Annotated in this window: 9 protein-coding genes; 3 read left to right on the forward strand and 6 right to left on the reverse strand. The window is 36.1% G+C overall.

Features of this window, described 5'->3' with window-relative positions:
• Positions 1–126: 126 nt before the first annotated feature.
• From AC1DY0_RS08135 to AC1DY0_RS08160, 6 genes are all read right to left on the reverse strand, one after another.
• Positions 127–2,553: an SLBB domain-containing protein gene (locus AC1DY0_RS08135; RefSeq protein ID WP_477188130.1), complete on the reverse strand. Its 2,427-nt coding sequence runs from the start codon at positions 2,551–2,553 to the stop codon at positions 127–129.
• Positions 2,554–2,867: 314 nt separating this feature from the next.
• Positions 2,868–3,338 (reverse strand): UpxY family transcription antiterminator, encoded by a 471-nt coding sequence (locus AC1DY0_RS08140; RefSeq protein WP_477188131.1) that lies wholly within the window; start codon positions 3,336–3,338, stop codon positions 2,868–2,870.
• 127 nt (positions 3,339–3,465) lie between these two features.
• Positions 3,466–4,512, reverse strand: a complete 1,047-nt coding sequence (gene rfbB / locus AC1DY0_RS08145; protein WP_477188132.1) for a dTDP-glucose 4,6-dehydratase — start codon at positions 4,510–4,512, stop codon at positions 3,466–3,468.
• 103 nt (positions 4,513–4,615) lie between these two features.
• Positions 4,616–5,899, reverse strand: coding sequence for a nucleotide sugar dehydrogenase (locus AC1DY0_RS08150; RefSeq protein WP_477188133.1), 1,284 nt, complete (start codon positions 5,897–5,899; stop codon positions 4,616–4,618).
• 767 nt (positions 5,900–6,666) lie between these two features.
• Positions 6,667–8,253 (reverse strand): capsule assembly Wzi family protein, encoded by a 1,587-nt coding sequence (locus tag AC1DY0_RS08155; protein WP_477188134.1) that lies wholly within the window; start codon positions 8,251–8,253, stop codon positions 6,667–6,669.
• A gap of 429 nt (positions 8,254–8,682) precedes the next feature.
• Positions 8,683–8,904 (reverse strand): helix-turn-helix domain-containing protein, encoded by a 222-nt coding sequence (locus AC1DY0_RS08160; protein ID WP_477188135.1) that lies wholly within the window; start codon positions 8,902–8,904, stop codon positions 8,683–8,685.
• 584 nt (positions 8,905–9,488) lie between these two features.
• Between AC1DY0_RS08160 and AC1DY0_RS08165 the strand changes: the two genes are divergently transcribed.
• From AC1DY0_RS08165 to AC1DY0_RS08175, 3 genes are read left to right on the forward strand one after another with little or no spacing between them, the layout of a single operon-like run.
• On the forward strand, positions 9,489–12,512 hold the full coding sequence (locus AC1DY0_RS08165; RefSeq protein WP_477188136.1) for a SusC/RagA family TonB-linked outer membrane protein: 3,024 nt from the start codon (positions 9,489–9,491) through the stop codon (positions 12,510–12,512).
• Between the two features lie 15 nt (positions 12,513–12,527).
• Complete coding sequence (locus tag AC1DY0_RS08170) at positions 12,528–13,889, forward strand: RagB/SusD family nutrient uptake outer membrane protein (RefSeq protein WP_477188137.1); 1,362 nt, start codon at positions 12,528–12,530, stop codon at positions 13,887–13,889.
• Complete coding sequence (locus AC1DY0_RS08175; protein WP_477188138.1) at positions 13,889–16,540, forward strand: S9 family peptidase; 2,652 nt, start codon at positions 13,889–13,891, stop codon at positions 16,538–16,540. Before AC1DY0_RS08170 ends, AC1DY0_RS08175 begins: the two co-directional genes overlap by 1 nt.
• Positions 16,541–16,580: the final 40 nt, after the last annotated feature.

The raw sequence follows: 16,580 nt of genomic DNA on the forward strand, positions 1-16,580 counted from the left end.
ATTTTAACTATGCCATTTGTTGTATTTTATATACTTTTATGCTAAAATGACAACACCATTTCAAAACTATTCTATCATTATACTTAAATTAAACACATAACAGAAAGCCTATAACTGTAACTCTATTTAAGGTTTTATGGCTGTTACCAACAGCACCCCCATACTCACTAATACCGAAGCAATACTCACCCATTGTGCTGCATTCATCTTTTGCGTTTCTGGTTTTTCGGGAACAATTATTTGTGAACCAGGTACAACTTTTGGGGTAGATCTAAAGAAAAGTAAAACGTTATGCGATACTGCAGCTTGACCGTTGGGATAGATAATATAGGCATTTTTCCTCCAACCTTTGGCATCCAAACCACCAACAGCACCAAAATAATAATTAAATCCTTTTCCTTTAACATACGGAATCTCCGAAGTAAGTAACACATTCCCTGCTACTTTAACCGTTTCATTATAAGCAGAAATTTCAATTTCGTCCCCCGGTAATAAAGTTACATTTGCATTCCCATTTTTATTCTTACTCACCTCAATCCAATCTACTGGGATGGTTGAATATTTCACATCTATTTTTAATTTTTTTTCCAATTTATTTTGGATGCTGTCCTTTTTACCCAAATTCAGATCTACATTTTCCAAATCTTCTATTTGATCTCTTTTTATGGGTCTTTTTATTTTTACCCCATTCAAACTAGCCATTGATGTTAATCCTCCCGCTCTTTGGATAACATCGTATATTTTTTCTTTTTTATTAGCCAAAACATACTTCCCAGGATAGACAACCGATCCTGATATTACAACCATTTCAGGTTTTTCGATAACTGCCATCCTTCTGATATTGACCACATCAAAAGGTTTCAACTCAAAATTGGTTAATTGTTCATTCGAATCAGGAGTGATTTCAATATTAAACAATTCTACTTTATTAGGATTGGTATCGTCAATGTTTTCGGATTTAATCATTCTGGCAATTTCAACACGCTTGGAAGCAGAACCCGTTAAGCCTCCCGCTGCAATAATTAAATCATTTAAGGTTAAATTGTCCTGATAATCATAGACATTGGGTTTCTTTACTTCACCTTCAATCGTTACTTTGTATTCTTCCTTGAAATCCAAGACGGAGTACACAGTCATTACATCTTCTTTCTTTAAGCCTAAATCTGCATCAAAATCATCCGACATGGCTTTAGCCAAATCAACATTGACAATCTCGGTTGTTAAATCTTCTTTTAATCGAATGATTCTGGCTCTTTTAAGATAGGCATCTTCTTTTAATCCTTCGGCTTGTCTAATCAAATCCGAAACACGCATCCCTGTATAGAATGAATAAGTATCCGGTCTGAACACTGCTCCATTAATAATGATTCGGTTTTCAAATCGATTTAAAATTTTAGAAACACGAAACACATCGCCATTCAAAGGGATATAGCTGCCATATTGTACTGCTTGTATATCGGCAACCTTAAATTCTTTTCCTGTTTTTTGTAAAACATTTACCGATGCCGTATACGCAAATTCATTAAATCCAGATGCAAAATTCAATAAATCGGAAAACTTCTCGCCTTTTTTTATCTCAAAAATACCAGGGCGTTTTACCTGTCCATCAACAGTAACCCTATTCGTGTATGCCGGAATACGGATGACATCATTGTCTTTTAATCCCACATTGTCGGATTGATCACCGCTAACCAAAAAATGATAAATATCTATATTTTTATAAACTTTATTATTTCGAATTAGCTCAATATTTCTATAACTGCCATTTTTACTGGGTCCACCCCCCATGAAAAGAGCATTATAAACTGTTGCCAACGAAGATATAGAGTAATTACCAGGTTGCCTGCTCCCTATGATGGTTACCTTAATGGTGCGGATACGGCTTAAACTAACTCCAACTTGCGATTGCCCGGAACGAACTGTGCTATACACCCGGGAGATAGCCCCTTTTATTTTTTGGGTAGCCGCTTCGATGGTCATTCCTGACACCGAAATCTGGCCTACATATTGAATATTGATTTTCCCTTCAACAGAAACAGGAACATTATCACTAAACTCCTGAACTCCACTCACACTGATTTGCAGTTCATCACCAGGTCCCAAAACATAATTAACAGGGGTTGCCAATTTCAAATTGGGTTGAAAATTTAAAGTGGGGTTGTCAAACAATTCAGAACCAAAAACAAGCGAATTCAAACTGTCTTTAACTTTATTGTTTTCAATTTTTTCTTGCTTCCGAATATCATCCTGATCACCATCCAAAGTTGTTTTTTTATCTACTGTAACTTTAGCTGTTTCAAGAAGTGCCAAACGATTTTTTAATTTAGTAAATTCTGTAGCATTCATACCTTTAGACAACGCCATAGACTCCGCTTGGTCTATGGTCATTTTATTACTTTCTAACTGTGCTTTAATTTTGGCAATATCTCCGTCTGATAAATAATCAACTCTTACGGTACTTAAATCATTCCCTTTTAAAATATCTTGAGCCATCAAAGAAAAACTCTGAAAAAGGGCAACAAAAAGGATAATTATTGTAATTATTTTTCTCATACGATAAGTTATATTTGATTTTAATGGAATACTTCTATTTTTGATTTGAATTAAAACTAAGAATTTTACTCTTTTATCTTATAAAAAGTTAACAAGTATACAAAGCTTCGCTTTAGTGAGTCCCATTTTGGTTCACTAAATGTTAAGAGTTTGCAAATTTAAATTAAAAAAAATGATTTTACTTTCTTTTTAAGGCACTGTTTGGTCGTATTTATACAAAAACCTAAGATCAACACAAAACCAATAAAACAGATTGATTACCAATTAATTAAACTTGAAAAATTTAATTTTTATCTGTTTATTCATAAAAAAAATCATTTTGTTTTATTTTTGACTTTAAGAATACATCCTAAAGACTCTAAAACGAGTACATAATGATTGTGTTTAATCTCCATCACTATAGCTGATTGCTCTACAAATGGTCCCGATTCTAACACTATTTTATCTCCTTTTTGCCATTTATCCACCATTACCTCAAATGTATCCGGCATAATCAACCAATTTTGGATAGCTTCAATTTCATTCTCTTTTACAACCGCAGGTTTTCCTAGCCAAAATAAGTACCGTATAGCTCCTGGAACTTCAAAAATCAAATTCCTTTCCTTTTCACTGATTTGAACAAAAACATAGGAATTAAACAATGGCACCTGAATTTTCTTTTTACGATCTGACCATTGACTGACTTTGGTTATCAAAGGACAATAGGCTGTAATCCCAACTTCAGTTAACCGTTCCGCAACTTTCTTTTCCCATTTGGGTTTAGTATAAACTACGTACCAGTTCATATTTTTTCTTTTTCCGATTAGGTATAGTTACAACAATATGAGCTCAATCTAAAAATTCACTCCGCAACATTAGCCTCACTACTCACCATTCACTACTCACTACTCACTACTCACCATTCACTACTCATTAAGAATACTGCTTCTCATAATAAGAAACATAAGCGCCAGAAGTCACATTATTCAACCAATCTTGGTTATTCAAATACCAATCAATAGTAATTTCCAATCCTTCTTCAAAAGTCACAGATGGCTTCCACCCCAATTGGGTGTTTATTTTCGAGGCATCAATAGCATAACGCAAATCATGGCCAGGCCTGTCTTTAACATATGTAATTAATTGAGTAGATTCTCCTGTAGCTCTTTCCAACTTCCGATCCATGATTTGACATAAGATTTTAACCAAATCAATATTTTTCCATTCATTAAATCCTCCAATATTATAGGTCTCATGATTATTACCATCATGAAAAACCAAATCGATAGCCACTGCATGATCTTTTACAAACAGCCAATCTCTGGTGTAATTCCCATCTCCATAAACTGGCAAAGGCTTATTATTGATGATATTATTAATAAACAACGGAATTAATTTTTCTGGAAAATGATTGGGGCCATAATTATTGGAACAATTGGTAATCACATAAGGCAATCCGTATGTTTCTCCATAAGCTCTCACAAAGTGATCTGAACTTGCTTTGGATGCCGAATATGGTGAATTCGGATCATAAGCTGTAGTTTCGGTAAATAAGCCCTCAGCGCCTAGTGAACCATAAACTTCATCAGTGCTCACATGGTAAAAACGCTTCCCTTCAAAGTTTTCTAACCATTGTTTTTTGGCTGCATTCAGTAAATTCATCGTTCCAATCACATTGGTCTTAACAAAAGCCAAAGGATCTTCGATAGAGCGATCCACATGTGATTCGGCAGCTAAATGAATGACTCCATCAAACTGTTGTTCTTCAAACAACTCATTTATGAAGCTTTCATCGGTAATATCTCCTTTTACAAAAGTATAATTTGATTCTTTTTCAATATCCTTGATATTTTCTAAATTCCCAGCATATGTTAAGGCATCCAAATTAAAAATTTGGTAATCTGGGTAATTTTTCACAAATCGTCTTACGACATGTGAGCCAATAAATCCCGCTCCTCCTGTAATAAGTATCTTTTTCATATTTTCTATTTCCAGTTTTCTATAGTATCTGCTCCCTTTTTTGTTCGCTGTTTACTGTTTTCTTTTTTCTGTATCCCAAAAACCGAAAACCAACAACTCTTTTTTACAATTTCCCATCCACACCATCAGCCAAAACTCCTTTGACATCGTACAATATACTACGTTTTTTTCTTAATAAATTGATGTCAAGGTTTATAAATTCTGTGTGAGCTACACCCAAAACTACAGCATCAAAAGTTGCATTTGGTTTTTCATTCACCATTGTTATACCATATTCATGGTGAACCTCCACAGGATTTGCCCAAGGATCAAAAATAGTCACTTGAATTCCATAATCTTCTAGTGCCTTTATCACATCTACGATTTTGGTATTTCTAACATCAGGACAATTTTCTTTGAAAGTAACACCTAACATCAATAAACTTGCTCCATTGATGGTAACTCCCTTTTTAATCATTAGCTTCACTACTTGTGAAGCTACATATTCGCCCATACTATCATTCAAACGACGCCCTGCTAAAATTATTTCAGGATGATACCCTTTTTCTTGTGCTTTTTGAGCTAAATAATAGGGATCAACTCCAATACAGTGCCCACCAACTAAACCCGGCTTAAAAGGCAAAAAATTCCATTTGGTACCAGCTGCTTTAAGCACCTCAGTGGTATCAATATCTAAAAGATTAAAGATTTTAGCTAATTCATTAACAAAAGCAATATTAATATCTCTTTGAGAATTTTCAATTACTTTGGCTGCTTCTGCTACTTTTATGGACGGAGCAAGATGAGTTCCGGCTATAATAACCGATTGGTACAATTTGTTTACTTTTTGCCCGATTTCAGGTGTAGATCCTGAAGTTATTTTTAAAATTTTTTCTACTGTATGTTCTTTATCACCTGGATTGATTCGTTCTGGAGAATAGCCCGCAAAAAAATCGACATTAAATTTCAGTCCCGAAACTTTTTCTAGAACGGGCACACATTCCTCTTCAGTAACACCTGGATAAACAGTCGACTCATAAATAACGATATCTCCTTTTTTCAAAACTGAACCAACAGTTTCACTGGACTTGTATAATGGTGTTAAATCTGGACGATTATTTTTGTCCACCGGAGTAGGAACTGTAACAATATAATAAGTACAATCAGCTATGTCGTCAATTTGCGAAGTACAATACAACCCTTTTTGGTCACTAATTTTCTGAACTAACACTTTTTGCAAAGTTTCGTCATCAACTTCAAGGGTACTATCTGTTCCAGACTGCAATGCTTCAACCCTTGATACATTGATATCAAATCCTACAACAGAAAATTGGGTAGCAAACAATCGAGCCAAAGGCAAACCGACATAACCCAAACCTATTACTGCAATTTTTATGTCTTTATTCAATTTGTTAAACTATTGTTGGTTATAAAAACCTATTTATAAAATATAATTCAGAATCTTAACATTTTCAGCATTAACCCTAAACTAAATTTAGAGGCCAAAGGTATTAAAAATAAGAATCCAATTTTAGCAAAAAAAACTTTGACCTACCAAAAAAAGATTTTAACAAACCAAAAAGACAAACAACTCATTATCAGCAAAAAAATTCTTTACAAAATACTGACTTTTTGGTGATGCTCTTTTATATTATCCTATGTTTACTTTTTTGACAAAAAAGCAATACAAATAACGCTTTCAGTTATCAAGTCAAGCGCAGTCGAGATCTGACAAAGTATCTTGATTGCGCTCGAAGTGACAGAGAAACGTCATTGATGGATATACACACTAGCAAAAGCGATCTGCCGTTACAATCCCCACAAGCTGCTCGACAATCCTTGTAAAACTCATTAGCTGTAATAAGCTAATGCCCCCGCCCTTATAGTTACCATATCAAAAAAACACAGTTGGAGTTTGTGTGCCAGCCGCAGGGAATGCCCCCCCGAGCGAGTGCCCAGTATGAGCGGCTGGCATCACGATAAAAAAAATCCGTTGGATAATTTTAGACTGCCCCAAAATAGTGACTAACTTTTTGAGGGGGCAGTCTAAACTATTTTAATCGGTATGATCCGTGACTAAAATTCCATACAATATTACCCTCCTAATAAAAGAAGTATCTCATGAGAGAACCAATTCAAACAACTTTAAACTTTTAACTCTCAACCCCCTAAACTTCACAACCGATATTGCAATGACAATTGAAATTGCATATTTATTTTTCTATTCTCATATTGATATTGGTAGTTGTTGCTTACTGATGTATTTAATTTAGCTTGAATGTCTAGATTGCCAATTTTTTGATATGCGTATGTATTAAACATCAAATCAACCCATTTGTTAGTATAGCCTTTATAGGCATCATAAAAGAAGTCCATATTGTGCGCATATCGTTCTACTTGGAATCCCCACACTTTGTCTTTTTGCCATAGGCTAAAATCTAGAGTTTGTAAGTTACCTCCAGGACCGATGCCTGCTCCAATAACTTCTCCTTTATTTGTATATCCCTGTAAAATGTAAGAGTGTCGATACCAAGATCCAGCTGGTCTAACTATTCGATCTGCACTTTGTTCTAAATGGGTAGTCTCAAAATTAACTTTTAAATATTTATTTTTGACTTTGTTAAGCATAAAAAGTTTATTGAAACCAAATAGATAAGCTCTGGAATGTTCAGGGGAATGAAATAAATCTGTTATATCTTGGGAATGATCATTCCAGCCACTTTCTCCATAAAATTCAAATTTAGATTCTTTCATAGCCCATCTAAAAAAGAGAGAAGCCAGTTGATCTCTATTTTTAGCATCTTCTCCATCTAGCTTTTTTTTCTGGAAAGGAGCAAATATTGGCATAAAATCAGAAAATCCATGTCCTAAATCATCGTGATATACTTGAATGGTACGGTTCAAACCTAAAAATAAACCAGGAATCCACTTGGGATGATAGTTTATGGAAAGGCCGTTGATATAGCGCCAATCGCTGCTTTTAGGTAATTCGTAATCCACACCATCAATTATAAATTGTGATTTTGGACTTGTCAAACCAGATCCCTCTAACTTACCAGATATGATTTGTCCTTCAAAACTTCCTATAAAAGTTTCTACAGGCTGTCTAGTATTCAAAGTAAAATGTAAAAATCCTGTTGCGTTATTGCTCATGACCAATGAATTTCTAGTTCCGGGTCCCCACCACAAGTTTTCGGTAGATAGTCCAATAGAAAATTTATTGATGTTGAGCTTAATGTTACTTTGACCCCAGTTTAATTTGCTGTAAGGATGGTCTCCATAAGGTGCAGGTAAATCAATATGGTTTAAATGATGAGCGTTTATTAGACGTACAGGATTTGTTTCAGTTAAAGGAAAAATATCAAAATCTGGATTAGCAGCATATACATTTTCTGGTTTCAATTGCACACTCAAAATTCCATACTCGACAAACAAACCTGCGCTTAGTACTGATTGATAGCCTTTGGCAGGAATCATTGAACCGTCATTCCAACCATAAGGCGCATACGTATTGTATTGTTGTATTAGGGATATTGGAAGGACTTTTATGTTTACTTTTCCTTTGGGATTTGTTTGGGTTGTGTCAATTAGATCTAAGGCTAGTGGGCGTAAAGTATAGGAGATAAGAGGATTTCCATTGCCTAATAATTGTTCATTTCTGCTTCTTTGCTCTATCATGTCAATAGATCCTACAGGGATGTTCTGTGCCTTTAAAGATAGGCCTGTTAAAATAGTAATTACTAATGTGAAATGTACTTTCATGATTTTTTTGCAGAAAATGTTTTTTAATAAAGTATTTTGGAATAAATTAATTTCAAAAAATGCAAATATACTTCATTATAGTGGTTATTTATTTACAAAATTTTGATGCAATTGGAGAAATTAATAAAAAACTTGATTAAGCCTCAATAATACTAATACCTGCAATATTGCGCCCTGACGAATCCACAATATACAACACAACAAACCCTGTTATTTCATACCATTCCATCTCTCAAAGATAAAATGGCTATTTTGGTAACAAGCTACCCTAAATTCTAATACTCCCGAATTGACAACTTTTACTCCCAAATTGACAAGTTTTAATCCCGAATTGACAAGTACGTTATAAAGTAAAAAAAGATGCCTATTAAGCATCTTTTTCATAGTGGTATTTGATTAAGATCAAATTTTATTTTTTGTCATTTATCTTTAACTATCTATCAATTTAAAAAACTCTGAAAGTTTTATATTTTTCGCCTCACAAATTTTATTTAAAGTATAAAGAGTTATTGTGTAGTCTTTATCATTAGAGATTCTTCGAGCGGTTTTTTCGTCAATATTATGATTTAAAGCAAACTCCGTTTTAGGTTGAATTTCTCCAATCCATTCATTTGCTATATATTCACATATTTTCCTATTTAAATCACTCATAGCAACAAATTAACTGACTAACTATTAAATTTAATCGGACAGTTGTCCGAATACGAAAAACTTTTCTTATATTTGTTTTGAATTTTTATATTTGCGATTCTTCATATTAAAATATTTGAAGCATTCGCTTAGAATCTAGCTCTTGAAAACTGGTGATTTTTGCAACTAGATGATAAGTATGATGCTCACGCCCCATGGCGTGGGCTCACTTATTGTTGCATGGTATACCAGTACCTCAAGGGCAATAAGCTGAGTTCCATGCCATTTTTTATGCCTATATTTTAGCTAAAACTCAACTTCAATTCTTAGCACTGTTTCCTTTTTTAAGTTTCGCATTATCATTATTCATAATGAATTAGTTGGGAAAGGCACTGCCACCGTCTGGCTGCAACAGGCAACGGCAGTATGCTTTCCTATTTAAAAACCTTTAAATGAAATGCCTATGAATTAAAAAAACAAAACAAAACCCTTTGCGCCTTAGCGTCTTCGCGGTGCAACAAAAAAAAGGCCCTCTATCTCGTCGCCAAACTACCTAGAGGACCGTAGCTAATAAAACTAACATTTTACTAAACCAACCCAATATTATGAATAATTTTTCATTTTACAGGAGTGGAAAGGCTTTTTGTTTCCTGTTTTTAATGGGTAGCATCCTGTCTTTTTCCCCTATACAAGCCAACAATTATCTTCGGCATAATTTTACCAATACTCAACAATTTCAAATTCAAGGAACTGTCACTGATGGTGGCAATCATTTAGCCGGAGTGAGCATTTCGATAAAAGGAAAATCAAATGCTACCGTAACAGATTACAATGGTCATTACACCCTTTCTGCCTCCCCACAAGACATTTTAATTTTTTCGTACATAGGATACAGAACGCAGCAGGTTCCTATACAGGGCCGTACAACAATCAACATCAGCCTACAGGAAAGTGCCACCAAACTACAAGAGGTCAAGATCAATGCGGGCTATTATTCCGTAAAGAATAGTGAACGAACTGGAAGTATTGCAAAAATCACCTCAAAAGATATAGAGAAACAACCAGTTTCAAATATACTCGCCACTATACAAGGGAGAATGGCTGGAGTTGAAATTGTGCAGGAAAGCGGATCTCCCGGGGGTAATTTCCAGATAAAAATCAGGGGAATAAACAGCTTAAGAGCAGATGGAAATGATCCGTTGTATATTATTGATGGAGTACCGTTCTCATCAGAAACCATTGGATTTAGTCAAACTTCGGGTACTACACCATCATTAACAAACCCAATAAACAGTATTAACCCATCTGAAATAGAAAGTCTGGAAGTACTTAAAGATGCAGATGCTACAGCAATCTACGGCTCTCGGGGTGCTAACGGCGTCGTGTTAATTACCACCAAAAAAGGAAAAGCAGGCAAAACTATTTTTACAGCCAATGCATCAACAGCAGTTGGAAAAGTAACACGAATGCTTGACCTGATGAACACGGAACAATACCTAGCTATGCGCAGAAAGGCATTCGTCAATGACGGATATACGGAATATCCTCCTTATGCCTATGATGTCAATGGTACATGGGATTCAAACAGATACACAGATTGGCAAAAAGTTTTAATTGGAGGCACAGCCTTAATTACTAATTTCCAAGCTTCGGTATCTGGCGGTAATAGTGCAACACAATACCTTTTGAGTGGCAATTACAGAAAAGAAGGTACTGTCGTCCCTGGTGATTTTGAATACGGTAAAGGATCTGTCCATTTTAGTATGAACCACACAAGTGATGACCAGAAGTTTAAATTGTTGTTTTCTGCCGGTTATGATGCGCAAAAAAACAATCAACCGGGTGTTGATCTTACCGCCACATCACGTTTATTGGCACCTAATGCTCCCGCACTATATACAGAAAACGGGGAGCTTAACTGGGAAAACAGTACTTGGGCCAATCCTCTTGCGGACTTGAAATCAGAATTTCTCTCGCGAATCAATAGTTTAAATGCTAATGCCGTGCTATCATACAATTTCCTGCCGGAATTGCAATTTAAAACCAACTTCGGGTTTACTGACCTTACCAATAACGAAAGTCGCACAAGACCATCCACGATGTATGATCCTTCTTATGGAGTTGGAAGCCAATATTCATCGCTGAACACTAATGCTACATCTCGCCAATCTTGGATTACAGAACCGCAATTGAACTGGTCTAAAACGATAAGAAAAGGAAAACTGGCAGCACTGGTGGGAAGCACTTTTCAAAGCCAGCGTACCGACCGACTTTTCCAGTTTGGAGCCAACTTTTCCAGTAACAACCTCATCCATAATCTTGCCTCCGCATCAATAAGAACAGTATCGCGCAGCGACGAAACGGTTTACAAATACCAAGCACTTTTTGCACGGATAAATTATAACTGGAACAGCAAATATATAATCAATATTACTGGCAGAAGAGATGGGTCAAGTCGTTTTGGACCAGGCAAGCAGTTCGCCTACTTTGGCGCTGTGGGAGCTGCATGGTTATTTACTAATGAACCTCCTTTAAATGATAGTACTGTACTAAGTTTTGGAAAACTGCGCGCTAGTTATGGAACTACTGGCAACGACCAAATAGGAGATTACCAATTTTTAGACACCTATACTTCATCGGGGAATACATATCAGGGTACTGTTGGGTTACAACCTTCAAGGCTTTACAACCCTGCCTTCGGATGGGAAACTAACAATAAATTAGAGATTGCACTTGAGACAGGATTTTTAAAAGATCGTATATTTTTGACTGCCGCTTGGTACCAAAACCGTTCTTCCGACCAATTAGTGGGAGTACCATTGCCAGCGACTACCGGTTTCAATTCACTTACAGCCAATCTGGATGCAACAGTCCAGAACACTGGACTTGAATTTACATTACGGACAGTAAATTTTCAAGGCGCGGATTTTTCATGGACAACCAATCTCAATCTTTCTGCTAACAAGAATAAGCTTATTGCATTTCCGAGGCTTGAAAGTTCGACATATGCAAATCGTTATGTAATTGGTGAGTCCATAAATATTTTTAGACTGTACCATTTTACAGGTATGAATCCTCAAACTGGTGTATATGAATTTGAGGACGTTAACGGTGACAACCAGATTACCTATGCAGATGACCGTAATGTGGTGGCAGATCTTACTCCAAAATACTTTGGCGGGTTACAAAACCAACTGACCTATAAAAAACTTCAGCTTGATTTTCTATTTCAATTCGTAAAACAAAAAAACTTTAGTTACAGACCCGGTGTGCCGGGTGATTTCATCAATCAGCTTTCCAGCGTTTCCGACAGTTGGCAGCAGCCGGGCGACCAATCACCCAATCAACCGTATACAACGGGAACAAACGCAGAGGTCGTTAATGCCTATTACCAATATAGTGATAGTGATGCTGCTATCATTGATGCTTCATATATCAGACTGAAAAATATTTCTCTGACGTACGACCTTCCTTTGCAACTTCCCAAAGATGTAGGCTGCAAGTTGTTTTTTCAAGGGCAGAACCTTTTGACTTTTACTTCCTTTAATAATGGTGATCCAGAACTGGCATACTCATCGTATTTGCCACCACTTAAAGTGTATTCTGCTGGTATCCAAATAACCTTTTAACTTAAAAGTACAAACATGAAATCGATAACGACTTTGTTAATTATTTTTCTATCCTGCCTGACCGGATGCGATAGTTTTGTTGATGTAGATACGCCCAATTCACAGTTAACGGGGAATAGTGTTTTTGAAGACCGGAACACCACAAACGCTGCAATGGCAGATATTTATGCAAAACTCAGGGATAGTGGCGTACTAAGCGGACAGACACTTGGCACGTCCTATACTTTGGGTTTGTACGCTGATGAACTTATCTATTACAGTTCAGTCACTAATCCTGAATTTACCAATACAATGCTTGGATCGAGTCCAGTATCTGCCTCCGTATGGAATGAAAGCTACAAGCAAATCTACGGCGCGAATGCCATTATAGAAGGAGTGAATAATGCAGTGTCTTTAGCTGTGAATGATCGCAACCAGTTCAGGGGCGAGGGGCTTTTTGTGCGTGCCTTAGTTCATTTTTATCTTACTAATATGTATGGTGATATTCCTTTTGTAACTACCACAGATTACAATGTGAATAAACTTGTTTCACGCATGCCCGTAGAGGAAGTTTACCAGCATATTATTAGTGACCTCAAGGAAGCCATTGCTTTACTCCCCGAAGAATATGTTAGTGCTGAACGTGTGCGGGCAAACAAAGCCACCGCACATGCATTACTTGCCAGAGTTTATTTATATCACGGTGACTGGGCTGAAGCTTCAAATGAGGCCTCGGCAGTGATCAACAATCCCCTATATATTTGGGAAACGGATCTGGACAATATCTTTTTGAAATCAAGCACGACCACCATCTGGCAATTTATGCCGAAACTCGAAGGTAATAATGCAGATGAAGGCTCACTTTTTATTTTTCTAACTGGACCGCCGCCGCTGATAGCACTCACCAACGATTTTGTAACTTCATTTGAGACTGGTGACCAAAGGAAAGAACACTGGATAGCCACCGTTACTAATGGCACCGAAAAATGGTTTCATTCATATAAATACAAGCAAAATTCAAATACAGGATCTTCTTTGGAATATTCCGTAGTATTCAGGCTGGCTGAACAGTATCTAATAAGGGCTGAAGCTCGCACAATGCAGGGTGAGCTTAGTATTGCAAAGGAGGATTTAAACAAAATTCGGCATTTGGCAGGATTGGGAGATACTGATGCTTCTACTGCTGCAGAAATTATAATTGCGGTACTAAATGAACGCCGTCATGAACTTTTCACAGAATATGGGCATAGATTTTTTGATCTAAAAAGAACAAACAACCTAGACAATGTACTTTCTCTTTCTAAAATAGGCTGGGATCACAATGATATGTTGTGGCCTATTCCTAATACTGAATTGTTGGCCAATCCAAACCTACATCCACAAAACCTGGGTTATTAATGTTATTTTCTAAAACCCATTTAAGATTCGTCTACGGTTTCATTACCGTTTTCGTTTTTGGATTAGTTTCCTGTCCCTTAGCGGGACAGGTGCTACCCAAGATAGTGACTGAAAGCGATTACCACTTATGGAGCACACTGCAATTGGAATCCATTTCAAACAAAGGCAACTGGATAAGTTATACTAGAACTTACAAAACCAAAAAAGACACACTGTTTATAAAGAATAGCACTAACAACTTGGAATATGCATTTCCGGCTAGTAACAACGGGCAATTTAGTAGTGAGGATACATTTGCGTCTTTATCAAAAGACAGTCTGAACTTAATCAATCTTACCGATGGAAACAGAAGCGTTATTCCTAATGTACTGCAATACGAATTCACATACTCTGGTGTATTTTTGGTTACTTCTGAATCATCCTCTAATGATCTTTTAAAAGTCAGTATATATGACAAAAATGGAATCCTTAAGAAAAAAATCAGTGAAGTTGTTGATTATAGATGGAATAGTCAAAAAACCAAAGTCCTTTACAGTACTTTGGTTAATGGAAAATATGCTGTTCAACTTTTGAGTTTTAAACAGGATATTGAACAGGAGTTAATTTTAGCCAATATTGATTATCCCTTAAGTAATCTCACATGGAATAGAACTGGAACGGCAGTGGCTTTTTATGGTGTTCCAACCAATTCGAAGGACGTAGGAGATATTCTTTATACATACCAGATTCCGACACATCAATTATATACCCTCAATCCTCTTTCGCAAAATACTGCTGTTAAAATTGATTCCAATCCAAATCTCCAATTGTCAATATCCGATGATGGAAGAAAAGTTTTTTTTGGTATCTATAGTCCAACAGCAATTGATAAATCAGTATTTGATACAAATGTAGAAATCTGGCATGGAGACGATAAAAGATTATATACGCACCGAAAACAGCTTGCCTCACTTGACCATGTTCAGTTACTAGCGGTATGGTGGCCCTATACAAATAAAATTTTCCCTATTACTTCCAATGAGTTGTCGTGGGTGATACTTTCTGGTAATCAGGATTACGCGATTACAGCTAATCCACTTACATATGAGCCACAATATAAAAGGTTTGCCGACATGGACTATTATCTTAATGACTTAAGAACAGGAAAAAAGTGGTTATTTCTTCAAAAACACAATGGTCAAAGTGGTTCTATAACCGCTTCACCTGATGGAAAATATATCACTTACTATCATGATAATAATTGGTGGGTTTACAATATTGCACAAGCAACTTATGTTAATGTTACTAAAGATATACAGGGAGATTGGGACAATAGAAAGAAAGATCCTGGTGATGAGTTACGTTTTTGGGGTAATGCGGGATGGACAACTGATCATAAATGGGCATTGTATTATGACTACAACGACATTTGGGCGATTTCCCCCGATGGAAAATCAAAGCGTAGGTTAACGAAAGGCAAGGAAAAAGGAATACAATTCAGATTTGCAGAATCGTCCGATAATACCAAAATTAGGGTGAATTATTCCGGTTTGACATCAGCCAGTTATAATACTTCGGAAAAGATATTAATTAGTGCTGTTAACCTTAATGATGCCAGTTCAGCATATTATTTACTGGACTTTAAAAAAGGGGAAAGACTTTTAACACATACAAATGGAGCCGTAAATAATTTACTGAAGGCACAGGAAAGAAATGCCTTTATTTACGAACAGCAAACCTATGATCAATCTCCCAGCATAAAGTATATGACATCCGAAACTGCAAAAGTAGCCACCTTGGTTACAAGCAACACGCATCAGAAAAATTTCAAATGGGGTCACTCCGAAATGATTCATTTTAAAAATAAATATGGGAGTCCCTTGAATGGTGCGTTATTTTATCCTGCGGGATATAGTAATGAGAAAAAATACCCAATGATCGTTTATATTTATGCAACAGTATCGGGTGAACTTAATCACTATGTGAACCCATCTAATGAAAATAGTATAGGTTTCAACATTTCTAATTTTACCACCCAAGACTATTTTGTGTTGCTGCCTGATATCTCATATGACAGTGGTAATCCCGGAATTTCGGCAACTGATTGTATCAGTTCCGCAGTCAAGAAGGTAATTGACATGAATGTAATTGATTCCTTAAAAATTGGATTGATTGGACATTCATTTGGAGGTTATGAAGCAAACTTTATCATATCGCAGACCAATATTTTTACAGCCGCTGTCAGCGGTTCTGCAGTATCTGATATTGTAAGCCATTATTTGACAATTAATAGCAGCAATAAATTACCGGAGGCTTGGCGTTATGAAAATCAGCAATATAGAATGGCTAAATCATTCTATGAAGATAAAGAAGCATATTACAGAAATTCTCCTATTGCTCAAGCTTTAAACATTCAAACTCCAATATTAACATGGGTTGGACTTAATGATACAAATGTACAAAGTAAACAAGGGATGGAATTTTACATTGCTTTGCGAAGGTTGCAAAAGAAAAATATAATGCTTGCTTATCCAGATGAGGGGCACATTCTTTCGAATCAAAAGAACCAAATAGATTTAACCACTCGTATCCAGGATTGGTTTGGATACTATCTAAAAGAGGAGCCAATAAAACCTTGGATGGCTGATACTAACACGGCTGCACAAAAGTAAAAAATATGCAGTTTCCGAAATATGGAAACTGCATAATTAA

This window comes from Flavobacterium sp. P1_E4 (assembly GCF_056405915.1).